Raw genomic sequence first — 22,581 nt, 5'->3', positions numbered from 1 at the left:
GTGCTTTGTGAGGTACTGAGTATAGATCGTCAATCTCTTCGATGGTCACCGATCTGGTAATCATATTTGTGTGGATTTGGCCACCGACACTGTGTGTTGGCGCACGGTGGTCGATACTTCTGAGGAATTAAGTGAAAATCGTTAGTTAACTAGGATTAATCCGATATAATCCCAATTTAAACTTCAATAAACGCTAGAATAGCATCTGGTCTTAGAGGGTCTAGACGGAATTACCCAAGCTAGGCTTTTGATCAGTTGAGGTGACTGCCCCGACCCTCTCAGTGACTACTCAATCTCCAGTATCGTTCCCTCATCCTCGTTGAGCTGTTCACGGATTTTGTTCAACAGAGCTTTTCCTTCTTTGTGTAATTCCTCACCCTTCTCGAGTGATACGTCACCCGTATCGAGCTGGTCGATGATCTCTTCGACCTGGTCGACCCGACGGTTGATCTCTGGGTCTTTCGCCATTATTTAGATCACCCCTAGCCAAAGTGCGGTGATGAACAGCAACAGCACCAGTAGCACGGCGATTGCGGCTTTGTAGTAGACCGGCGACAGCCCCTCAGGAGCGGTCGCCTCCTCAACGGCCTCGGTCAGTTCCTGTTCGTGTTCGTGCGCCTGCTCAAAGGTCTCGTAGGCGGCCTCAAGCTGTTGTTCAAGTGGGTCGATTTCGCTGGCGAGGAACTCATTCCGAGACTTCGCGATGTACTCGCCGGCCGCTGTGGGTGTGATCGCGGCCATATCCGCTACCCGATCCGCGATTAGCCGGTCGTCAGTATGGCCGATAGCGGTCACAATCGGCGTGTTCGCGGTGAAGATTGCTTCTGCGACTCGCTCGGTGTTGAACGCCTGAAGGTTCGAATCGCTCCCGCCACCACGGCCGACGATGATCGCGTCGACGTCCTCCGAGCGGTCGAGATGGTGAATCCCGTTCGCGATGGACGTCGGTGCCTCTGACCCCTGGACGGTCGCATCCTTCACCAAGATGTCGACGGTGGGGTCCTGCTCGTGGATCGCGCTCTGGATGTCGTAGCGAGCGTCGCCCCGGAGTGAAGTTACGACACCGACCCGCTCCGGGAACGCCGGCGGACGCTGTTTCTGCTCGTCGTCGAACCAGCCACGCTCGTCGAGTTCCCTTCGGAGTCGCTCAACGGCAGCTGCTTGGTCACCGTCGCCGACAACGATCACCTCCCATGGTTTGAGATCGATTTTCCCACCTTCGACCCAGTAATCAATATCTCCCTCAAGGATGACCTCAGTGCCGTCTTCAAGATCGGCGTCCATATCCCGGTAGCGGTTCGCCCAGATCATACAGGGGAGCTCGGCGTCACCGTCAGTGAGAGTGAAATAGAGCGCCGTACTGTTCTGGTGGAGGTCGGTGACCTCCCCGATACAGCGGACGCCGTTGAGAGCAGGCGTGTCCTGGACGACCGATGCGATCCGGTCGTTCAGCTGTGACACACTGAGGACGTCTCCTGACTCAGGCTCGACTGCCTGCCGTTCAGTATCCGGTGCCTCTGCCATACACGTCTGGTAACTTTTGGACAAGAACCTCAAAAAGCTACGTCCGAAAGACGGATCTGCTGTGATACCCCGGTCTACAGGTCGCGAGGCTGGACCGTCTTCCGGCCGTTGGTCTCAGCACGCTCCGCAGCGTCGTCGAGCAGTTCGGCGACCTCCTCGTTAAGGGCATCGTAGAAATCCGCCGAGACGTTGTGATCCGAGAGTGCGTCCTTCACGGCTGCTTTGACGATTAGGTCAGACATTCCATCGCAGAGTTCTCCTGTCCACTATATAAAGGTTCGAAGTTCTCAGGCGGAGATCGGGACGATCTCCAGAGTTAGAGCCGCTCTTTTTGCGTTCTCGATTACGCTCCTTGAGGGGAGATTACTTGATAGCTGAGGTGGTCTGTTAGGGTATGCCCTTCCGGGGTCGCCTATTTGGCCTCGCTCTGTTTGGTGGTCTTCTGCATCTCTCTATCGCAGGGATGCTTTGGATACGGTTCGGTTTCACGACGCGCGTTGATTTGTTCCTCGTCTACAACGGTATCGGCGCTGTGTTGCTCGGAGCGATACCGACTCTGCTTCTGATTACGAAGCGGCTCGTCACCCCGTCTTTCATCGTTGCAGGGGCACTCACTGTCTCGGCGTATGGAACATGGTCTGTGTATGTTGCCCCACCTGTTACTCCAACTCCCGTTGATCCCACACCGTTCGGTTGGTATATGACTGGATGGATCATCGTGGTCGCACTGGCTCTTGTCGCAGGTGGAACGGAGTATGGAGTTCGCCACTTTAGAAGGGGTAAGAACAGATCAGACTCGGTACAAACCCACGACTGAGAAATATATCTCTGAACTGTACGATACGTACATCACCTGTACTGAGCGATTGAGGGTGCGAAACTATCAATTGCGAATGATTTCAACAAAGCCAGATCAGTAGTATTTCAAAACTTGAATACGAATATTGTGATATGTATGACCTCACTGGCTTTCAGCGGGACCTGCTGTACGTAATTGCCGGCCTTGATGACCCACATGGGCTCGCGATCAAAGACGAGCTTGAGGACTACTATGAAAAGGAGATCCACCATGGTCGGCTCTATCCAAATCTCGACACACTCGTTGAGAAGGGACTTGTCGAAAAAAGTCAGCGCGATCGACGAACCAACGAGTACACCACTACCCGTCGAGGTACCAGAGAGATCAAGGCTCGGGCTGAATGGGAAGCCGACTATATTGACCACAACAACTGAGAATCAAGCCACACAGACTTACTCTGGTGGACTTCTCGTTGTATATAAAGACGTTCGCGCGATGCTAAGAGTATGGTCGAGGTGGTGAGAACTACCATCGGATTAGTTCTGCTTGCCGGCTGCTTGTGGTTTGGTTCCCGAGCGTTCACTGCCAGCATGCTCTACCGGTCAGTGTCGACAGCCGATGAGGAACGTCCACCGACGCTTGTCGGCGGCGAGACAGTCGCTATTGAGGGGACGGTGAAGGTAAAGAAATCACCGCCACTGGGCAAGTCCCTGCCGATTGGTGAGGAGCATCCGATTGGCGCGTACGTGTGGCGGCTTACGGAGCACGAGAGTCATAATTACGGTGACGAAAGATCGAATTTGATCACGTACGCCTCTGGGGTGGAGTCGGGCACGTTCACTGTCGACGACGGGCGAGACGAAATCCGTATCGACACAGATTGGTTGGCCAAGGCCCACAACAGCAGCGATGTCACGACGGTGTCTCCGGAGTGGCAGGTATCGACGCCGCTGTCGAAGCTGAGTTGGATGTCGCAATACATTCAGTTAGACGAACACCGGGCTTTCATCCCTATTGCCGATATGGACGATGTCTTCGATGCAGACGCCGTTGGTGAAAGTCCGGACAATGGGTACTTCGAGGCGAGAGCTGTCCTTGACGGCGAAAAGTTGGCCGTCCGTGGGGAAGTCACGTTTGAGCAGGGCACCCCCGTGCTCGGTGGAAGTGACGAGACGCCGCTGACGCTTTCCGATCAGGGATTCGATAAGTTCGGCAGTCATCTTCGCCGCCAGAGCCTCAAGGCTGGAGTAATATCGGGCGGATTAGCAGCCATCGCTAGCCTTGCGCTGGCAAACGGATTGGGAATCGTATGAGGTGTGCTGCTGTGACTCCGTTGAAATCATCAGAACTTGATATATTTCAACCCGGTTGTGGTCAATACAGGAGACTCACGAATCGCTTAGTTTATGACAAACAGCGCGGTGTTAAGTTAAGAAAGGGGCGGTCGGTGGTTCGAATGTTCCATGTCCGAATCTAACCGCCTCAGCGAGTCTACCGAGTGGATCGACTTGGAATTTGTGGAGCGAGAGCGGACGACGGTGTTCAGATAAGGATTGAAAACTGAGGCGGTGCGTTTTCAAAGTGATCTATGCCCGAAAACGACCGCCTCAGCGGCTGTTTAGACGAGATCAACTTAGAGTTTGTGGAGCGAGAAGCAACACCGAAACTGTTGATGAAGCTCAGTATTCAGCTCCATCTGGCTGGATTATCTCTTTCGAATACTGTTTCGTTTCTTGAGGTATTCGGTGTTGATCGGGTTCGATCTACCGTTCATAACTGGGTTCACAAGGCCGATTTACAGCCGGAATCTGGTCGGTGTCCGAATCACGTTGCGGTCGATGAGACTGTGATTCAGCTTGACGATGAACAATATTGGCTGTACGCCGCCGTCGATCCCGACTCAAACGATTTACTCCATACAAACCTTGAGCCGACAAGAACGAACGTGATCGCAGATCAGTTTTTCGCGGAACTCTGTGAAAGACACGACGTAGATGACGCGATCTTCCTCGTTGATGGCGCGGTTCCACTTCACCGAGCCTGTGACAAACACAACCTCGATTTCAGATACGAACGACATGGAAATCGGAATAGCGTCGAACGTGTCTTTCGTGAGGTAAAACGGAGAACTACCAGTTTCTTAAACTGTTTCAGCAACGCCGGAGCAGAAACTGCTAATAAGTGGCTCAGATCGTTCGCGTTCGCATGGAACCAGCTTATCTGAACACGAGGGAGCGGACACCCCGCAAGCTTATAAAAAGGGTATTCGCCACCATCTTGCTGGTTTATCACTCTCGAATACAGTTATTCTTCTTGAGGAATTGGGTGTCGATCGAAGTCGGGTCGCTGTTCACAACTGGGTACAGAAAGCCGATCTACAGCCAGCTGACGGTGAGAGCCCGGATCGCGTTGCGGTCGATCAGAAAGCGATCCGAATCAACGACGAACAGTACTGGCTGTACGCTGCCGTCGATCCAGAAACGAATAGAATCCTTCATTCACGGCTGTTTCCGACATATACGATCCCGATCGCACGAGAATTTCTCACTGAATTGGCTGAGAAACACGATATCGAAGACACGCTGTTCCTCGTCGATGACGCAGACGATCTGATCGGTGGGCTCCGCCGCGAAAACTACAGCTCCCGCGTCGAACAACACGGCTTTAGAAATCCCGTCGAATGTATATTTAGTGAAGTAGAACGATGAACCCCTTCGTTTTCAAACTGTTTCAGCCACGTTGATCCACCGACCGCAGAGAGGTGGTTGCAAGCCTACGCCGTCTGGTAGAATCATGCTTAAGTTAACACGACAAGTTGAAGTGTTGCTTCGGAACCCGGATGACCCGCGCCGACGTGATGTTCGCTGGGAGAATATCTCGTTTGACGACGAGAGTATCGATGTCTATCGGAAAAAACAACAGTAGGACGCTGCAGATCTCCTCGAACCGGTAATTGCGCCGCTGCGGATTACCAGCAGCTCATGGGACCACCGGCCGAACACCGTCCGGTATTCCCGTCATTCGACCAACGCACGCTTGCAGGGCTCGTGCAGGAATAGCTAGCCGACCGCAGAGAGCGGTCGGATGCAATTGACGAGCGACGTGCTGCGTATGCTTGGGACCTCCTGTTGGCACTCGACAAGGATGTTCGCCGCCGTCGATCATGACGGACGGCGCAGGATCAATCCTTCAGCGTTGCTTTGAGGCTGCAGAGATTGGCATCGGCCGTCCGAAACACGATCACCTTGCTCCACACGGCGGCTGCCGTGGGATGAGTGAGGTCCTCGTTCACGCGTTCGGGTGTCGTCGCGGCTCAATATCTCGGTAATTTGGGGGAGATGTGGGAACGGCACCCATATATTAAGGTTAATAAAATCGGCGATGTCGCTACGGAAGACATTCGAGAGATGGACCCTTCAAATAAAAGAAATTTTACAGGTTCTAGTGCCATTAGTCACCGTTAGCGATCTGGGTGGCGACGTGATCGCGGTTGTCGCGAATCTCTGCAGTCAGATCGGCGATCTGTGCCAGGACGGGGTGGCTAGGGCCGTCGGTGGATCCGTATAAATAGTCATAAAATGCCATCTCACCAGTATCGACGATTCCGGTATCGATCTGCATCGGCGAGTTGCGCAGGGACCGCTGCCGTTCTGTAGCCACCTTTTCCGTCTCGATTTCAAGATCGTTAAGCTGGTGCCAGATGTCGAGGGCTGCACCAGTCTCGTCGACGTTGACCTCATCAAGATGAGATATAAGACGGCGACGACGCCGATCGATTGTGGACAGCTCCGACTCAACGTCGGCCAACGCGTCCAATTCCACCTCGATTGCGTCTGCCAGCGAGTCACGTGCATCCGCCGCCTCGCGGCTGCGAGACACGAGCGCGTTCTGGGCGGGTGGCGAGAGGTTCTTGTTCGCCGCTAGCGACATTACCGTGTCTGGACCGAGCTCGGCCGTAAGGCTCTCGGATACCGTCTCGTCGTATTCTCTTTCATAATGCGTTACCGACATCACCGTCTCCCTGTATATTGATATCACCCGCTGTAACGTGATACTGACCGGTTTCCCTGATTCCGTCGTCCGATGGAACCTTCTGACCGGACCGCCCGAGTCCGGGGTCAGGGATGGCACCGAACCAAGATCGAGCGCTGCCACGCGATCAGCAAACTCCGAGAATGCATCACGTTCGTCCAGTACACGTCGTTTCTCGCGGCGGCATTTTCCGGTCGCATCACGCACGTACGAAAGCGCGATCAGCGCTGCCAGTCCGGTAAGCATGAGGCCTGTAACAACGCTGGGATTGGTCACCACCTCCACGAGCTTACAGGTGAGACTCTCGCACCCGGCCACCGCTGCGTCGGTGTCCGCAATCCGAAATGTTGTCACCGATATAAGTCTAGGGGCCATGTGTGTAAATAACAAAGACTACTAATAAATATCCTGTGGCTCCATATTTCGATAAAGGTGTGATGAAACGATTGTCACACCAAAGAGCAGATAGGACGCTGAGGTGGTATGTGCCCAGCGGCCTTGTGAAATCATCGTACGGAAGATTCGTTTGTCACTATCGGTGACCGAGATGTCAGTATTGTTTAAGCAGTTTCCTTCGAATTTCTCAAAACGTTCGACGTGTCCGCACGGTGAAAACGGGGCAAATGCGAGAGCATTCCCCACCAGAACTGATGGGTGACTTCCTCTATTAGAAAACGCCACATCTCACCATTCAATCCCAATTTGAACTGCCACGCAACCGCCGTTAGTAGTTGTCGTAGACTGTCTTTTCGATGGTATAGAACTCCAAACCCTCGTCGCCTTGCTCGCGCCACGTTTCTGAGGAGGAGCGCTTGAACCCACCGAAGGGAACGTGAAGCTCCAATCCGGTTGTCTTCTCGTTAACCTTCACGACACCGGCCTCGGCCTTGTCGATGAACTGCTTGGCCTCGGTGTGGTCGTCGGTGACGACGCTGGCCGAGAGTCCGTACTCGACGTCGTTGGCGACGTGGAGCCCCTCGTCGAAGTCGCTGACCTTGATGACGGCGACGACCGGGCCGAAGACCTCCTCGCACGCGATCGTGTCGTCGTTATCAACATCGGTCAGGACGGTCGGTTCGACGAAGTGGCCGGTCTCAACCGCCTCACCGGTAGGCTTCCCGCCGCCCGCCGCAACCGTCGCGCCCTCGTCGCGAGCGATATCGATGTACTCCAGCGTCGACTCCAGTTCGTTGGCGCTGACCTGCGGGCCCATCTCGTGGTCGAGCCCCGGTCCGATGTCAATAGCCTCGGCCGCGTCGACGAGTTCATCGACGAACTCATCGTATACGTCCTCGTGAACGACGGCACGGGAACACGCAGTACATGACTGCCCGGTAGTCCCGAAGCCGCCGGTTGCGACAATCTCGGCGGCTTTCGCGGGGTCAGCCGAGTCGGTGACCAGCGTGGGGTTCTTGCCGCCCATCTCGGTCTGGACCCGCTTGCCGGCGTCCGTGGCCTGATCGTAGACCATCTCGCCGACCTGCCCGCTGCCGGTGAAGGAAACCACATCGGTCCCCTCGCTCGTGATGAACTCGTTGCCCACCGAGCTTCCGGGACCGGTCACGACGTTGAACACGCCGTCCGGGAGCCCGGCTTCGTCTAACGCCTCTGTGATTGCGAGGACGACGCCCGGAGCAGCGCTGGCTGGCTTGATAACTGCCGAATTACCCGCTGCAAGCGCAGGCGCAAGCTTCCACGCCGGGATGGCGATGGGGTAGTTCCATGGGGTGATCAGCGCCGCGACACCGACCGGTTCCTTGCGTGTGTAGAGCGTTGTGTCTCGACCGCTGGCACCTTTCACGGTGCCCCCAAGGTCAGACGCCTTCCCCGCGAAGTAGTGGAAGATGTCGATGGCGCGCTGCACCTCGCCGGCTGCCTCTGGGCGCGCCTTCCCCTCCTCCTCGACGAGAATGGTGGTGAGTTCGTCTTTTCGCCCGGCAAGGGTCGTCCCCGCCTGGTGGAGGATTCGGCCACGCTCCGGACCGGGCGTATTCGCCCACTCATCCTGAGCGGCAACAGATGCGGCAACGGCGTCGGCCGCGTCGTCGCGGCTGGACTGCTGGTATTTCGCGACTGTCTCGCTGGGATTTGCAGGATTCTTGACATCAAAGGTCTCACCTGTGTCTGAGGAGACCCACTCTCCGTTAACGTAGTTTTGCTTACTAACCGGCATATGAACATGGTCTTTATCCTCCTATACCATTCTTACGGTTTCATCATCTGTTACCTGACTTTCCGGGGGAGAGCTCTAACTGATGACTCTCGGATACCAGTTCCGTTAATCTAGAACACCAACTTATCGAATTGCTGAACGGGCAATCGTTCGAAATAATTTAGTAGGTAGAACAGATCCACGATAGTGTGTGTCAAAATAACAATTCTAGTGTTCGAGTAGGCGTTCGAACCCGATCACTTGCAAAATCTAGACTGCGGTACATCAAACAACTAGGTGCGACAGACATCTTCGTAGACCATGCTGACACCGAAGAAGAACCAGACGAATTCAACGATCGTGACGGGACGGATACTATTGCAGTGGGTCCAAATCAGATTCCGTCCGTGTCGGAACTCGAAGCTGCGAGAAGCCATATTGAGGATGCGGGACTCTCGTTTGCGGGTATCCAATCGTTGCCGTATTCGATGTACGGCGATATTATGTTCGACCGGGACGGCGCAACTGAGGCGATTGAACAGGTCAAGACTCTAATCAGGAATCTTGGAGAGGCTGATATTCCGATATTGGGCTATCAGTGGAATCCTCGGAGTGTAGTTCCGATGCGAACCAACCCTGTGCAGACGCGCGGTGGCGCCGAAGCTACGGCTTTCGATTATGATGAGCTCGACAATCCGGATGAGCTCCCACCCGGTATCAATCGAGAGTATACGGAAGAGGAGTTCTGGCAGTACTATCAACGGTTCCTTGAAGAGACACTTCCGGTCGCAGAGGAAGCAAGCGTAGATCTTGCACTACATCCCGCTGATCCACCCGGATTAGAGTCGCTTGGCGGAATCCCGAGACTGTTCCGTAACATCGAAAATTTCGAGAAAGCCATGGATCTCGTTCCGAGCGATAACCATGGATTGAAGCTCTGTCTGGGGTGTTTCTCTCAAATGGGCGAAGATATCCCGGAGGTAATCCGACGGTTTGGCGAGCGCGATGAAATTGTCTTTATCCACTTCCGAGATGTAATTGGAACGGTCCCAACATTTCATGAAACCTTTGTCGACATGGGGAACTTCGAAACTACTACTGTAATCAGGGCTCTTCATGATGTCGGATATGATGGCCCGGTCATTCCGGACCATGTGCCGAAAATGCAAGGAGATGATGATTGGCAACACCGTGCACGCGGTTTTACAGTCGGATATCTTCGTGGCGTTATTGATACTGTTCGGACGTCCCGTCAGCGGAAAGTCGGTGAGTATGAACTAAACTAATTGAGAGATAATCCCTCCTCTATCTGTCCTACCTATTAGAACTGAATAATGCAGGTGGGATTTCTACACACCTTGCGGAGATATATTCATTTCCTCTAAGACTTCTATCTTCCACCCTGATTGAGAGAGTGAACGCAGAGGTGTCAGTGACTATTGTCTGTTGTAATGAAATTCAGTCCATGGACCTTCGATAAAGGGATATTCCTCAACAACGTCCAGATCGATTTCGACTCCAAGTCCAGGGTCATCAGGAACAGTGAGTTGGCCGTTTTGCATCGACGGCTGGCCCTTCACCAGATCGAATGCGAGATCGAATTGATACATCCCGGGGTCGCCAGAGGCGTCCACAAGTGGGTCATTTTCGAAGATTGGGTACTCTACAAGGCTGACTTCAGGAGCAGCCGCAACGAGATGAGCGTTTGCGAGTAGGCCTAACCACGTACCGAAGTTATGTGGAACAAATTTGATATCTCGCCCTCTACAGAATTCAACCGCCCTCTGACAGCCGGTAAAGCCCCGGTGATGACGAACATCTCCTTGAAGAAAGTCAACAGCACCAGTCTTCCCAAGCGAAAGCAATCCCTCTGGGGATTGTTCGCTTTCTCCCCCGGCCAAAGCCGCACCGGTTTCAGCTAACCGCGTGTACCCACTGTAGTTATCAGGTGCAACCGGTTCTTCGACCCAATAGGCCCCGTTCTCATGGGCGTATGTGACGATGGCATCAACTGTGTCCTCCTCGTAACTGTCTTCTAATTTCCACCATGTATGAGAGTCAAGCATCATCTCCGTTTTATTGAGCGCATCAGAAACGAGATCAATCGTTTGTCGATCCGCATCAGGTCCGATCCCAGGTCGATATTTATAACCGAAAAAGCCCGCTTCCTCAACAAGACACGCTTGCTCAGCGAAACCTTCCGGATCCATGTACATCCCGGAACTGGCATAGAGTGGCAGTTCTGTCGTCGGCTCTGGCGGGTCCTCATATTGATCATGGAGAAGTTCGTAGACGGGAGTTCCTAGTTCCTTCCCCCGAATATCGTAGAGGGCCACGTTAATTGATGAGATAGCCTTTGTAATCAACCGATCTGATAAGCTTGTCTCCTCAATTAATTCATGGGCATCGATAATATCCTCGACCACTGCCCCCTCCAACGCATCAGCGACTTCATTTTCCAGAACATCAGCAAACGTTCCCTGAGAGTCGCCCTCAAAATACTCTCGCATCGACGAACTAGTTGCACCTGCGGTGGCTGCACCCCGTAGTCCACTGGCAGTTTCCACAACTACAAGTACAACATCTCGTTTCAGTAGACGACGAGTTCCTCCGTGGAAGTGACGTTCCTGTGGCGGATCAATAGGCGATGAGAGCGCGAACGCCTGTATCTCGGTAATGTGCATACTCGGACGGATGTTCGAAGGTATATAACCATTTGGTTAAATTTCTATCATTACTTATCACCTGTGCTGATTCAAACGAGCACGGTAGCCACATTACCAGCTGAAATTTAAAACACTAATGTCAGATTCCCCTCTACCGATCCATTACAAGTGTAGAGTTGTAATACGTGTCACGGTAGTCATTACAGTCATACTGATGTAATCCTAGAAATTATTATATATAAATATTTATATGATGATTGATAGAATGCAGTTATAGAACTACTCTAGGCTAATTACAGTGTTTAAGGAAGATTCCCGAGAACAGAACAGTAATGAGTAGGAGAGTATTCTTGGCTTATCTCAGACCAATATCACCTCTCATTTCGGTAGCGATCGACAATACGAGTATCAATATAATCATGAGACATACAAATCCAACGTTAAAGGTTCCCAAGACGGGAACAATTTTATACGGTTGGTCTTTAATCAATTCTATATGGCAAACACACACAAGACCGACGGCGGCCGACGAATACAATCAGTCGAGATCGCTCTCAATATTATCGATGTACTACAGGAGGAAGGGCAGAGTGGTGTCACAGATCTCGCGAGAAACCTTGATCACTCTAAAAGCACTATTCACAGCCATCTTCGAACCTTGGAAGACCGAAAGCTGATCGTCAAAAAAGACGCTGGGTATCGCCTGAGTCTCCAAATTCTTAGTATGGCGGAGAACGTCAAAAATCAGGTTGGGAATTACGATGTGATAAAGAGCCAAGTAGACGAACTGGTCGATGAAACCGGCGAAATTGTACAGTTTGGTATCGAAGAATATGGAAAAGTCTCATACCTGCATAAAGCGATGGGCGAGCAGTCTGTCGAAACAGTTTCGCAAGTCGGTATGCGACAGCCGATGTACTCTACATCGCTTGGGAAGGCGATCCTCACATACTTACCCGAAGACCGGACTGAAGAGATCATTCAATCGATGGAATTCGAGGCCAAAACAAGCGAGACAATCACATCCCCTACTGAATTACACGAGGAACTCAACCGAATCGAAGAGAACGGTTACGCGATAGATGATGAAGAGAATATAAATGGACTTCGGTGTATTGCAACCCCGGTTCGAGACGGTGAAACGGTACTTGGGGCAATTAGCATCACAGGTCCTTCAAGCCGAGTTACCGACGAACGACTCCACGGCGAACTGGCAGAGGCTGTCCAGCGAGCTGCAAATATTATTGAGCTCAATACAAAATTCTCCTAAGTAAACTCATATTGGCAATCGTTCGGATTTATTTCGACAAAATTCCCAATCAGTTGATCTACTGTGGCAACCAAATCGAAGCTACTCTAGCTTCAATTTTGTAGGTGGGAATTGTCCTCACTGAACCGCACCGGTGATTTTGAGGCGTCCAATATCTTTCTCAAGCTGATTGTACAGTTTTTCTGCTCGATCTTCATCAGCCGCAGAAAGTGGCCGAATTGGTTCGCGAACCTGACCACCGTGGAGTCCGGATAGGTCTAGGCCTTTTTTCACTGCTGGGACGCTAATTGCTCCTTCTATCTCATTATTTTTGCCAATCTCATCTCGGAAGTTCTGGAACGGAAGGCAGGCATTCCGTATTTTTCTTGCTCGCTCCCATTTACCCGCGGAGAGAGCATCGAACAGTTCTAGACCGACCTCAGGACGAAAGTTGCTGACGCCAGCAGAGAATCCCTCGGCACCTTCTGCCCAGAATGAAATCGCGAACGGTTCGGCCAGGCCATCCACCCAGACAACATCGTCATTACCAGCATCTACTGCATGACCGAGCTTGACAGGGTCTTTCAGAGCATATTTGATGCCAGCTACTCCGTCAATTTGTGTGAGTTGTTTGAGATATTCTACAGATGGGTCGAAACCACGTACATATGGAACAAGAGGGCGGTCAGTAATCGCATCAAGTTTCTCGTAGTATCGCAGAAGGCCCTGCTCATGCAAGTACGTATGATCTGGGGGCATAATCATCATCGCATCAGCTCCAACTGATTCATACCCACGAATAAGTTCTTGAGCGTTCGAAGTGCTGCCCCCAACGCCAGTGAGCACGCAGGCATCTTCCGGAAGATTCGTGATCGCCGATTCAGCAACTGAGATTCGTTCCTCCTGTGAGAGGGAGTGGTATTCGCTGATGTTTGCAGTTGCAAGAAAGGTTCTGATTCCATCACTGTAGAGACTCTTCGCATTCGCTCCGATTTTGTCGTACTCTACTTCGAGGTCGTCATCGAAAGGCGACAGGAGACCGGCCGCTACACCTCGAAGGTGCTCCTGCACCTTATTGGTTGACAATACCATGAATGGAATCTATAGTGGTACAAAAATAAATCCACCGACTAAGAAGAGTAGTCATCCAATACGTGACGATTTGAGTTAATCCAGTATTTGCTATCCTGCACGAGCACCCGACTATCAGATTTTCACTCTCCAAATTCATCACGTCTACTTAGCTCAGTTAGCAATATTCAGATCTATTAGCATTAAGTTAAGCAACCAACCAACTATTCGGTGATCTTCGCTGCCTTGGTTTGTCTGTGTCGGGGTAGATTGTCATTTATAGAGCTCAATCCGAGTAACTTTCACACTGAGGTTCACGCACGCCCGATCTTAACTAGTGCCACCCCAATCATTATACAACTCTACTTCAATCTAGTCTCATGCGAATCGCCGACGTTGATGTCGTTCCAGTAGCACATCGTGAACCGCCGCTTCGTAACTCGTGGGGTGCACACAGCGAACTTGCGGCGAGAACTATTGTCGTGGTCACGGCGGCCGACGGCACGCAAGGCGTCGCTGAGACTTACGGTGATTCCGAAGTTATCGAAGGGCTTGAGGACGCGCGGTCGCTGGTCGTGGGGATGAATCCGTATGAAACTCGACCACTCCGGTTGCAACTCCAAGACGAGATGGTGTTTGGCGCTATTGAGACGGCGATATACGATCTGCTTGGCAAGCTCACCGGGCAACCCGTCCATTCGCTGCTGGGGGGGAAGATCCGGGACAGCGTCGAGTACACTGGGTATTTATTCTATAAATACGCCGACTCTGACCCCGAGTCAGCAGCTATCGCGCCACAAGAGGTAATGAGTTCGGAGGCTATGGTCGATATGGCACGTGAATTCGTCGATAAACACGGCTTCCGGGTGCTCAAACTAAAGGCCGGTGTCCTCAAACCCGACTCCGAACTAGAGACTCTCCGCTTGCTTGCCGAGGAATTTGGACAGGAGACGCCGCTCAGGATAGACCCAAACGGTGCTTGGAGCGTCGAGACCGCGACCCGCCTCGCACGGGAACTCCGAGAGATGCCCCTCCGGGTGCAGTGGCTAGAGGACCCAGTTCCATCTCTACACGCCCATTCGCGGCTTAAACGCAACATCGACTACCCCATCGCGACCAACATGTTCGTTACCGAATTCGACGATATCGCCCCAGCCATCGAATCGGATGCCGTCGACGTGATCCTGAGCGATCACCATTACTGGGGCGGCCTCACCGGAAATCTGGAACTCGATTGCGTCGCCAACACGTTCGATTTGGGCGTCGGAATGCATTCGAACTCCCACCTCGGCGTCAGCATGGCAGCTATGACACACGTCGCGGCAGCGATGCCGACGGTCCGCTACACCTGTGACACCCACTATCCGTACATGTCGGAGGATGTTATTGAGGACGCTCCAATCGAGTTCGAAGACGGGCACGTTGCTGTACCGGATGACCCCGGCCTCGGAGTCGAACTAGACGAAGACGAGCTTGAGCGGATGAACGAGCGCTACGAGAACTCCGAGACCCTCGGTTACTCGACGGTCGGATCGATGGCCTCTGAGTACGCCGATGCCATGTCTGAGGTATCGACCGAACAATGGCTGCCCAACAAACCGATATGGTAATTGTGAACATGTTTTTGATCCCTGAATCTAATAAGAGTGCACCGCTACGCGAACATGAGGACATGATACGATGACAGCAAAGACGATACTCGCCCTTCGACAGGGAGTCCACGGAATGCCTGTTCAGGACTATGCGGACGCCATTCGCGAGCGACTCCCCGAGTACGATGTCTCGGTGGCAGAGTCGCGCAGGGATGAATTAGAGCAAATTCCCGACGCCTGGATCACGACCGACCGAGCCATCGACGCTGAATTGATCGACCGGGCCGAGAATCTCCGCCTCTTTGCGGGCCTTTCGGCCGGTTATGACCACGTCCCTCTGGACAAACTTCGGGAGGCAGGCGTCGCCTTCACAAATGCCTCCGGCGTTCACGGACCGAACATGGCCGAACAGACTATTGGGTGGATACTCACGTTCGCGCGTGGTCTCCACGAGGGGTGGCGGCGCCAGCAACAACGCGAGTGGCGCCACTTCCAAGTCAACGAGTTACAAGGGTCTACCGTGACTGTCGTCGGTCTCGGAGCGATCGGACGGGCAGTAATCGAGCGACTCGACGGCTTTGGGGTCGACACCATCGGAGTTCGATACAGTCCCGAGAAAGGGGGACCGACGGACACAGTCGTCGGGTTCGACTCTATGGATTTCGAACCCGCGCTCGCGCAAACGGACTACCTCGTTCTCGCGTGTCCGCTCACCGAATCGACCCGCGGGCTGATCGGAGACACGGAACTGACCAGCCTGCAGCCAGAGTCAGTGTTGATTAATGTGGCCCGTGGTAGGGTCGTGGACACCGACGCACTGGTGAGGGCTCTCCGTGGGAGCGGCGGCATTCGCGGCGCCGCCCTCGATGTGACCGATCCCGAACCGTTGCCGGAGGCCCATCCACTTTGGAATCTTGAAAATGCCCTCATTACGCCTCACATGGCTGGATACACGCCGAAGTACTACGAACGCCGGGCCGATATCCTCGCCCGCAACGTCAGGACTATCGAAGAGACGGACAGGTACGACGGCCTCGAAAACCAGATCGTTACCCCGGAGTGAATGAACGGCCCAGAGAACCGGGGAAGACTATTTTTGATACTAGAAAGTGTTATTGGGTTGATAGCAGATCAGCACTCAAATGCGGGATATTGAATCACGTTCTTGTCGGTGCTGGTAGTGAACTCCTCCTTGGACTACCGTGTTCCCTCTGTATCAAACCACGCCAACTGTGACGACACAGATTATGTCGTGGCCCAAATCATCACCAATTTGATGGCTTCAACGGCATCTTCTCACGTAGCAATCTGAAACTGTGAGTTGAATTTACCGATGCCTGCGAAGTCCCTGACGCAGGTCGTCATATCCACACTGATTCTGTCCTGGACCTGTCACGTCGTTCTCGTATGTCTCTGTCTATCACGTTCATGGGATACGAAACACGCGTTTTGCGAAGATTGTGATCCACCGTCATCATGTCCTTGTGGCATTTTATGCCCTCTGTACGACCGTTGGAAGTCGGTATACTAGGTGCAGAAACTCCGTAGGGTAACAGATGAGCGGATCAACTGTGCCCCCTCAGGGGGAGATTTATATGTCTAAGGTATATCCTTCCTGTATGGATGTCTTAGTGACAGGAGCATATGGACGCTGTGGCACGGCTATTATCGATCATCTTCACGACGAGGCCGATCTAGAGTTCACATATCTCAACCGATCGGACCGAGATAAAGATGACAAATATGGAGAGTATGACACTTTCGTTGCTAACGTCGCGGACTACGACGCGATCCGTCCCGCATTCGACGGTATCGATGCCGTGGTTCATCTCGCAGCGTATCCGTACGTCGATGGTACGTGGACAGATATCTTGGAGCCAAACGTCATCGGAACGTATAATATCCTTGAGGCTGCGCGTGATGCGGGTGTCGACTCCGTCGTCTTTGGTTCGACCAACCACGTCATGGGGATGTACGAGGAGGAGTTCGCACCCGACATCTACGAACTGGGATTCGACCTCGAACTCACCCACGAGGATCCGATCCGACCGGACTCCTTCTACGGGAGCAGCAAAGCTTTCGGCGAGGCAATCGGTCGCCAGTACGCCGAGCAGAACGATGGGATAGACCAATTTTATGCGATTCGTATTTGTTCGGTTCGGCACGCGCCATACGATCACCCGTACGGGGACGCTGAACGGATGGTCGACGAGGGCGAAACGGAGCGCGGCAGCGACGTGTATGATGAACAGGTCGCTCGGATGAAAGGGATGTGGCAGTCCCGTAGGGACTTCGCCCACCTGATCGAATGCTGTCTCCGCGACGAAGACGTCTCCTTCGGCATCTTCAACGGGGTAAGTAACAACGACCGCGGCTGGTTTGGTATCAACCATGCTCGCGAGCGACTCGGCTACAGTCCCCAGGACAACGGCGAAGAATGGGACGCACCTCCAACAGAAACCACCGACACTGACTGAGCAAATGCGCTAGACAAGGTCGTGTCGACTGAGAAAATTCAAAGTCAATCTTCGACTGGTTCGAGTTTCGTTCGCCTAACACGGTTCCACAGCCATGCGAGTCAGATACGTATGCATCGGAGTCAGTCTGATACGTTTCGTCGGGACGGAGCATCCTCTCTCCCGGTAATAGGCAAGGGCTTCGGGGGTTTTGTATGATATGTGACCACTGCTGCCGACCAGACTTATTGATGGAAACATAATCTTTATATGCCTCTGGAAGACGCACATTATTGTGGTAAATCATGACAGATAACACGGGTGACTCTGACTTTTCACGTCGGAGCTACGTGAAGCTATTCGGGAGTACAGCGGGTTCGATCGCCATCGCTGGCTGTGGTGGCGACAGTAATACCAGTAGCGGTGATGACGGCAGCGACGGTAATGACGGTAGTAGCGGTGATGGCGGTAGTAGCGACGGTGATGACGGTAGTAGCGACGGTGATGACGGTACCACCACGCTCGAGTTACAGCACTGGTGGACCGACGGTGGCGGAGCTATCGGAATGGAGGAGCTTCAAGAGGGGTTCACTGAGAAGTATCCCAACATCGAGATCAACGACAACCCAGTTGCGGGCGGTGGTGGGACGAACCTCCAAGCTGTCATCCGGCAAAAAGTTCTGGAAGGCGATCCGCCGAGCACCTGGCAAGACTGGCCCGGTGCTAATCTCCAAGACTACGTTGATGCGGGGGCGCTCAAGGACATTAGCTATATTTTCGAGGGTGAGATAGAGGAGAACTACGGAGATGGTGCTCTTCTCTCGGCCAGAGCGGGCGACGAGGAGAACCCATATGTAGCGATGCCGCTGAATATTCATCGCGTCAATAATGTCTTCTGGGACATAGCTTCCGTCGAGGAGGCAGGCGTCGATATGACGAGTATCGGGGACCCACGCGAGTACGTCGAAGTCCTCGAACAACTCGATGGCGAATTGGACATCGCTCCACTTGGATTGTCGATGGCCGTCCCGTGGACAATCCTCCAGCTCTGGAACGCGAATCTCGTTGGGTTGCACGGTGTTGAGGCCTACGAAGGTTTCCAGAACGGGGACGACGTCACGTCGGAGGTTGAGGAGGCTCTCGAAGTCACACAGACACAGATGGGGTTCGCCACCGAGGACGCGAGTTCGGTCGGGTCCGACGCTGCCCGTCTCAAGCTTCCCCAGGGTGATGCAGTGAGCCTGATGGAAGGTGACTGGGCCGCAGGGAACCTCTTCGCGGCCGAGAATTACGAGTACGGTGACGACTGGGGTCACGCCCCGTATCCCGGCACCGACGGCGTCTATACCATCAACACTGACGGGTTCCCCTATCCGAAACCGAATCCGACGCCGGATGCGACAGACAAGTGGATGGAGTGGGTCGGAAGCGCAGAAGCTCAGCGTCGTTTCTGTCAGCCGAAGGGAGCGATCCCATGTCGAACCGACGTCGACATGAGCGAATTCAGCGAACTGCTCCAGAATCAGGCGGACGACTATCAGAGTGGGACCGGAATCCTTACTCTCGCGCACGGTGATGGTGTCACCCCACAGCAGGGGACGTCACTGAAGAACGCGATGGCTCGCTTCCGGGATCAGGGCAACGTCCAAGCGACGGCACAATCATTAATGGACGCGATGACGCTGTAGATCCATCCGCTGGTTCTACCACTACCGTTTCGTTCAGTGCATACTTTTGTCGGAAGGCCGCCCGTCCGGACTCACACAGCAGGGAGCCTGCGTAAACAAAACTGAACGTTCTATGAAGCGCTACTCGTGTTCGAGCTTCGAGGGTATAGCTGCCGTGTCAGTTGTTACCGATGGGTTTATTATAATTGATTTAATCATGAACGATAGATGAGCGCAATCAACAAAATCAAATCAACACTGGAGAACGGGTCTAGCCCGGAGGAACACTCCAAAGAGGGAAGGATACGGTCGTATCTTCGGAGCGATTTTATCCGTTCAATGCCCTTCTGGTTGCCCCCGACGTTGTTGATGGGATTGTTCGTCTATGGGGGAATCTTCTGGAACTTCGTTATCTCTCTGACTGACTTCTCGGGGGTCGTCCGACCCGAGTATGCCCTTTCGAACTTCGATTTCGAGATGTACACGCGGATGCTCGGGGATCCGTCATTCCACGCCGCAGCTCGGAATACGATCCTTCTGTTGGTCGTGTTCACATTATTGTGTCTATTAGTCGGTCTCTTGCTTGCGATCCTTGTGGATAACCTCCTGAAATGGCAAAGCATCCTCCGCACCGTGTTTCTACTCCCCTTCGCACTGTCGTTCGTCGTGACGGGTGTCTTCTGGCAGTGGATGTACAATCCTGAGATCGGGACGATAAACACGATGTTCAACCTGCTCGGACTCGACGCTCTGGCACTCAACTGGTTGGGGAACCCGTCGTTACGTCTGGGCGCGGTCATGTTCGCTCTCATATGGCAATACGGCGGCTACGCGATGATAATTTACCTCGCTAGCCTCCGAACGATCCCCCAAGAGCACTACGAAGCAGCGAAGGTCGACGGGGCGGGGTTCTTCGTGACCTACTGGAAGGTTATCATTCCTCAGTTGAGCTCCGCCTCGGTGAGTATTGCGGTGGTTATCATGGTGTTCTCACTGAAAGCGTTCGCGTGGCTGTACACCGTCTTCGGGAGCAATCCGGGCCCGGCAGCCGACATCCTCGGCGTGATGATGTACCGGGTCGCCTTCTCAGCGAATCAATGGGCATACGGTGCGGCGATCGGGTCCGTGCTCTTCGTGGGTACGGTCATGATCGTGACCCCGTACCTCTACTACCAGTACAAGCGTGGTGAACTGTAATGTACGACGAGCAGACAGGAACGACTCTGTCACCTGATCTACGAGAGGAGGGACTCGCATGAAACTGACAACCACAGTGAAGAACGCAGTCGGATGGAACGATACAGACCTGAACGAGCGGTTCGAGCAGGTCCAACGCAAGCACGTCATCGCAACGATACTTACGGTCGCGTTGGCCGTCTTCTGGGTTTCCCCACTCTGGGGCGGGATCACGACGGCGTTCAAGACCCAGAGCGCGTTCATCAGCACGCTCCCGTTGACGCCTCCAACGGTGGATCAAGTCACTCTCAACGCGTGGGCGGTAGCTTGGGAAACGCTCAGCCCCACGCTCTGGAACAGTCTGATCTTCACCATCCCTGCGATGGTGTTCTCGGCTGTTCTCGGGAGTTTCGCCGCATACGGCCTCTCGATGGTCAACTGGCGTGGACAGGTCGCACTGATGACGGCGTTCATTCTCGCAATCTTCCTCCCAAAACAGGGTATCTTGCTCCCGCTGTCCCGGTTCTGGAACACCGTCGACCTAGAGGGCATATTGACAAGTCTGGGGTACTTTTCATTACCATTCGCCGATCCCAGTCACACGAACCTGATCATCTTGATCATAACCCATTCGGCTTATGGGATCAGTATTGCGACGCTTCTGTTCAGAGGCTACTATTTGACCCTTAACCACGATATCGTGGAGGCCGCGCGGATCGACGGCGCTGGTATTTACGCGATTTACCGTCACATCATTCTGCCGCTGTCCTATCCAATGTTCATGGTCGTGTTTATTTTCCAGTTCACACAGATATACAACGAATTTCTGTATGCGCTCATTCTGATTGGAGGCAGCGATCCGAGCGCGGGGGCACCGGTCACGCTCGCGTTGGCTGAGCTCAACAGCGGGTTCTCACAGAACTGGAACAACCAGATGGCGGGGGCGTTTATTACGGCCATCCCGACGCTCATCGTCTACATCGCGTTCGGTGAACAGTTCGCAAAAGGAGTGGAATACTGAGAGGTACGTTCAACATGGCAAACCTTACATTCGACGAAGTAACGAAGAAGTTCCGCGACGGTAACAGCGAGATCGTCGCGGTAGAGGAATTGAGCATGGAAATCAACGATGGCGAATTCCTCGTCATCGTCGGTCCCAGCGGCTGCGGGAAGACGACTTCTCTCCGCATGGTCGCTGGCCTCGAAACGATCACTGAAGGCGACCTCCGTATTGAAGGCAGGTCAATAAAAGGCCGGAGCCCCCAGGAGCGAAACGCCGCGATGGTGTTCCAGTCGTACGCGCTGTATCCACATATGAGCGTTCGTGAGAACATGAGTTTCGGGCTTAAGCAGTCGACGGACCTGTCTTCGGATGAGATACGCAAGCGGGTCGACGAGATCGGAGATGTCCTCGATATCCCCGAACTGTTGGACCGCAAACCGGATGATCTCTCAGGAGGTCAACAGCAGCGTGTCGCGTTGGGACGGGCTATCGTCCGTGATCCTGATGTCTTTTTGATGGACGAGCCTCTCAGCAACCTCGACGCCAAACTCCGTGCCGATATGCGGACCGAACTCCAGCGGTTACAGGAAGAACTAGGGGTAACAACCATCTACGTTACCCACGATCAGACCGAGGCAATGACGATGAGTGACCGCATCGCCATCATGAATAATGGGAAACTTCAACAGATCGGGACACCGATGGAGTGCTACTACGAACCGAACAACATCTTCGTCGGAGGATTCATCGGCGAACCGTCGATGAATTTCATCAACTGTTCGCGTGACGCGCAGACACTCAGCACTGACGACTTCGATTACGAGATCTCGGAATCGACGGCGATGGAACTCGAATCGGCGACTAATATTGTCCTTGGGATTCGACCCGAAGACGTCGTCGTCGTTCCAGAGCCTACGGAACCGAATGATATCGCCGTTGAAGTCGACGTGGTCGAACCGTTTGGTAAGGAGAACAACCTCTATCTCATCCCGAGAGATCGAGAGTCGAACGAGGCCGTTATTGGGACCGTTAACGGGCGTACACGTGTCGAGTCGGGAGATACCGTCGGTATGAGGTTCCCGGAGGAACACATCCATCTCTTCGACGGCAACAGTGGCGTCGCGTTGCGACACCCCGTCGCTGAACAGGAAGAGCTCACTCCATTCGTTGGGTGAACGTCGGCTAGTAGTTTTT

The 22,581-nt window shown here is 53.4% G+C and carries 20 protein-coding genes and 2 pseudogenes; 15 read left to right on the top strand and 7 right to left on the bottom strand.

Features of this window, described 5'->3' with window-relative positions:
- Nucleotides 1-285: 285 nt before the first annotated feature.
- From xseB to DJ69_RS02430, 3 genes are all read right to left on the bottom strand, one after another.
- On the bottom strand, nt 286-468 hold the full coding sequence (gene xseB / locus DJ69_RS02440) for an exodeoxyribonuclease VII small subunit (RefSeq protein ID WP_099254154.1): 183 nt from the start codon (nt 466-468) through the stop codon (nt 286-288).
- Nucleotides 469-471: 3 nt separating this feature from the next.
- Nucleotides 472-1,524, bottom strand: coding sequence for an exodeoxyribonuclease VII large subunit (gene xseA / locus DJ69_RS02435; protein ID WP_099254153.1), 1,053 nt, complete (start codon nt 1,522-1,524; stop codon nt 472-474).
- Between the two features lie 74 nt (nt 1,525-1,598).
- A complete protein-coding gene (locus DJ69_RS02430; protein WP_099254152.1) occupies nt 1,599-1,766 on the bottom strand; it encodes a DUF1931 domain-containing protein in 168 nt (55 codons plus the stop codon).
- 260 nt (nt 1,767-2,026) lie between these two features.
- On the opposite strand from DJ69_RS02430, the gene DJ69_RS18170 reads away from it, so the two are divergent.
- The 6 genes and pseudogenes from DJ69_RS18170 to DJ69_RS19150 all read left to right on the top strand — a co-directional run.
- Nucleotides 2,027-2,341, top strand: a complete 315-nt coding sequence (locus DJ69_RS18170; RefSeq protein WP_180271697.1) for a hypothetical protein — start codon at nt 2,027-2,029, stop codon at nt 2,339-2,341.
- A gap of 134 nt (nt 2,342-2,475) precedes the next feature.
- Nucleotides 2,476-2,757, top strand: coding sequence for a helix-turn-helix transcriptional regulator (locus DJ69_RS02425; protein WP_099254151.1), 282 nt, complete (start codon nt 2,476-2,478; stop codon nt 2,755-2,757).
- 72 nt (nt 2,758-2,829) lie between these two features.
- Nucleotides 2,830-3,636 carry a hypothetical protein gene (locus tag DJ69_RS02420; protein ID WP_099254150.1) on the top strand — a complete coding sequence of 269 codons (807 nt, stop codon included), beginning with the start codon at nt 2,830-2,832 and terminating at the stop codon, nt 3,634-3,636.
- A 275-nt stretch (nt 3,637-3,911) separates the two neighbouring features.
- Complete coding sequence (locus tag DJ69_RS02410; protein ID WP_099254149.1) at nt 3,912-4,547, top strand: IS6 family transposase; 636 nt, start codon at nt 3,912-3,914, stop codon at nt 4,545-4,547.
- A pseudogene (locus DJ69_RS02405) lies at nt 4,529-5,112 on the top strand (IS6 family transposase). The gene DJ69_RS02410 and the pseudogene DJ69_RS02405 overlap by 19 nt, the downstream one beginning before the upstream one ends.
- A gap of 22 nt (nt 5,113-5,134) precedes the next feature.
- Nucleotides 5,135-5,787 (top strand): annotated as a pseudogene (locus tag DJ69_RS19150) (site-specific integrase); the annotation flags it as partial.
- On the opposite strand, the gene DJ69_RS02400 reads toward DJ69_RS19150, so the two are convergent.
- Together DJ69_RS02400 and xacF are read right to left on the bottom strand one after the other, a co-directional pair.
- Entirely contained in the window at nt 5,774-6,730 is a 957-nt protein-coding gene (locus DJ69_RS02400) for a DUF7260 family protein (RefSeq protein WP_099254148.1), read from the bottom strand. The pseudogene DJ69_RS19150 and the gene DJ69_RS02400 sit on opposite strands and share 14 nt — an antisense overlap.
- Before the next feature lie 349 nt (nt 6,731-7,079).
- Nucleotides 7,080-8,528, bottom strand: coding sequence for a 2,5-dioxovalerate dehydrogenase (gene xacF, locus DJ69_RS02395; RefSeq protein WP_099254147.1), 1,449 nt, complete (start codon nt 8,526-8,528; stop codon nt 7,080-7,082).
- A 188-nt stretch (nt 8,529-8,716) separates the two neighbouring features.
- On the opposite strand from xacF, the gene DJ69_RS02390 reads away from it, so the two are divergent.
- The gene (locus tag DJ69_RS02390) at nt 8,717-9,793 is read left to right on the top strand and encodes a mannonate dehydratase (protein ID WP_099254146.1); all 1,077 of its coding nucleotides are present in this window, start codon (nt 8,717-8,719) and stop codon (nt 9,791-9,793) included.
- Between the two features lie 150 nt (nt 9,794-9,943).
- Here the strand turns inward: DJ69_RS02390 and DJ69_RS02385 are convergent, their stop codons facing one another.
- Nucleotides 9,944-11,191, bottom strand: a complete 1,248-nt coding sequence (locus DJ69_RS02385; protein ID WP_099254145.1) for a mandelate racemase/muconate lactonizing enzyme family protein — start codon at nt 11,189-11,191, stop codon at nt 9,944-9,946.
- Between the two features lie 478 nt (nt 11,192-11,669).
- Between DJ69_RS02385 and DJ69_RS02380 the strand changes: the two genes are divergently transcribed.
- A complete protein-coding gene (locus DJ69_RS02380; protein WP_099254144.1) occupies nt 11,670-12,443 on the top strand; it encodes an IclR family transcriptional regulator in 774 nt (257 codons plus the stop codon).
- A gap of 117 nt (nt 12,444-12,560) precedes the next feature.
- Here the strand turns inward: DJ69_RS02380 and DJ69_RS02375 are convergent, their stop codons facing one another.
- Entirely contained in the window at nt 12,561-13,514 is a 954-nt protein-coding gene (locus DJ69_RS02375; RefSeq protein WP_099254143.1) for a dihydrodipicolinate synthase family protein, read from the bottom strand.
- Between the two features lie 359 nt (nt 13,515-13,873).
- Here DJ69_RS02375 and DJ69_RS02370 point away from each other — a divergent pair, with 359 nt between their 5' ends.
- The 7 genes from DJ69_RS02370 to DJ69_RS02340 all read left to right on the top strand — a co-directional run bounded on the left by DJ69_RS02370 (nt 13,874) and on the right by DJ69_RS02340 (nt 22,562).
- On the top strand, nt 13,874-15,103 hold the full coding sequence (locus tag DJ69_RS02370; RefSeq protein ID WP_099254142.1) for an enolase C-terminal domain-like protein: 1,230 nt from the start codon (nt 13,874-13,876) through the stop codon (nt 15,101-15,103).
- 70 nt (nt 15,104-15,173) lie between these two features.
- On the top strand, nt 15,174-16,148 hold the full coding sequence (locus tag DJ69_RS02365; RefSeq protein ID WP_099254141.1) for a D-2-hydroxyacid dehydrogenase: 975 nt from the start codon (nt 15,174-15,176) through the stop codon (nt 16,146-16,148).
- A 556-nt stretch (nt 16,149-16,704) separates the two neighbouring features.
- Nucleotides 16,705-17,562, top strand: coding sequence for an NAD-dependent epimerase/dehydratase family protein (locus DJ69_RS02360; protein ID WP_099254140.1), 858 nt, complete (start codon nt 16,705-16,707; stop codon nt 17,560-17,562).
- A 284-nt stretch (nt 17,563-17,846) separates the two neighbouring features.
- Complete coding sequence (locus DJ69_RS02355) at nt 17,847-19,229, top strand: ABC transporter substrate-binding protein (protein WP_144050370.1); 1,383 nt, start codon at nt 17,847-17,849, stop codon at nt 19,227-19,229.
- 207 nt (nt 19,230-19,436) lie between these two features.
- A complete protein-coding gene (locus DJ69_RS02350; protein WP_099254138.1) occupies nt 19,437-20,405 on the top strand; it encodes a carbohydrate ABC transporter permease in 969 nt (322 codons plus the stop codon).
- A gap of 58 nt (nt 20,406-20,463) precedes the next feature.
- A complete protein-coding gene (locus DJ69_RS02345) occupies nt 20,464-21,405 on the top strand; it encodes a carbohydrate ABC transporter permease (RefSeq protein ID WP_099254137.1) in 942 nt (313 codons plus the stop codon).
- Between the two features lie 14 nt (nt 21,406-21,419).
- Complete coding sequence (locus DJ69_RS02340) at nt 21,420-22,562, top strand: ABC transporter ATP-binding protein (protein WP_099254136.1); 1,143 nt, start codon at nt 21,420-21,422, stop codon at nt 22,560-22,562.
- Nucleotides 22,563-22,581: the final 19 nt, after the last annotated feature.

It is taken from the genome of Halorubrum persicum (genome assembly GCF_002727125.1).
GTDB lineage: Archaea > Halobacteriota > Halobacteria > Halobacteriales > Haloferacaceae > Halorubrum > Halorubrum persicum.
The sequence above is the reverse complement of the archived record's forward strand: the minus strand, read 5'-3'. Positions and strand labels throughout refer to the sequence as shown.

Excerpts from the sequence above, each read along its gene's own strand:
- xseB (WP_099254154.1), bottom strand. The coding sequence starts at position 468 with ATGGCGAAAGACCCAGAGATCAACCGTCGGGTCGACCAGGTCGAAGAG.
- xseA (WP_099254153.1), bottom strand. The coding sequence starts at position 1,524 with ATGGCAGAGGCACCGGATACTGAACGGCAGGCAGTCGAGCCTGAGTCA.
- DJ69_RS02430 (WP_099254152.1), bottom strand. The coding sequence starts at position 1,766 with ATGTCTGACCTAATCGTCAAAGCAGCCGTGAAGGACGCACTCTCGGAT.
- DJ69_RS02425 (WP_099254151.1), top strand. The coding sequence starts at position 2,476 with ATGTATGACCTCACTGGCTTTCAGCGGGACCTGCTGTACGTAATTGCC.
- DJ69_RS02420 (WP_099254150.1), top strand. The coding sequence starts at position 2,830 with ATGGTCGAGGTGGTGAGAACTACCATCGGATTAGTTCTGCTTGCCGGC.
- DJ69_RS02410 (WP_099254149.1), top strand. The coding sequence starts at position 3,912 with ATGCCCGAAAACGACCGCCTCAGCGGCTGTTTAGACGAGATCAACTTA.
- DJ69_RS02400 (WP_099254148.1), bottom strand. The coding sequence starts at position 6,730 with ATGGCCCCTAGACTTATATCGGTGACAACATTTCGGATTGCGGACACC.
- xacF (WP_099254147.1), bottom strand. The coding sequence starts at position 8,528 with ATGCCGGTTAGTAAGCAAAACTACGTTAACGGAGAGTGGGTCTCCTCA.
- DJ69_RS02385 (WP_099254145.1), bottom strand. The coding sequence starts at position 11,191 with ATGCACATTACCGAGATACAGGCGTTCGCGCTCTCATCGCCTATTGAT.
- DJ69_RS02380 (WP_099254144.1), top strand. The coding sequence starts at position 11,670 with ATGGCAAACACACACAAGACCGACGGCGGCCGACGAATACAATCAGTC.
- DJ69_RS02375 (WP_099254143.1), bottom strand. The coding sequence starts at position 13,514 with ATGGTATTGTCAACCAATAAGGTGCAGGAGCACCTTCGAGGTGTAGCG.
- DJ69_RS02370 (WP_099254142.1), top strand. The coding sequence starts at position 13,874 with ATGCGAATCGCCGACGTTGATGTCGTTCCAGTAGCACATCGTGAACCG.
- DJ69_RS02365 (WP_099254141.1), top strand. The coding sequence starts at position 15,174 with ATGACAGCAAAGACGATACTCGCCCTTCGACAGGGAGTCCACGGAATG.
- DJ69_RS02360 (WP_099254140.1), top strand. The coding sequence starts at position 16,705 with ATGGATGTCTTAGTGACAGGAGCATATGGACGCTGTGGCACGGCTATT.
- DJ69_RS02355 (WP_144050370.1), top strand. The coding sequence starts at position 17,847 with ATGACAGATAACACGGGTGACTCTGACTTTTCACGTCGGAGCTACGTG.
- DJ69_RS02350 (WP_099254138.1), top strand. The coding sequence starts at position 19,437 with ATGAGCGCAATCAACAAAATCAAATCAACACTGGAGAACGGGTCTAGC.
- DJ69_RS02345 (WP_099254137.1), top strand. The coding sequence starts at position 20,464 with ATGAAACTGACAACCACAGTGAAGAACGCAGTCGGATGGAACGATACA.
- DJ69_RS02340 (WP_099254136.1), top strand. The coding sequence starts at position 21,420 with ATGGCAAACCTTACATTCGACGAAGTAACGAAGAAGTTCCGCGACGGT.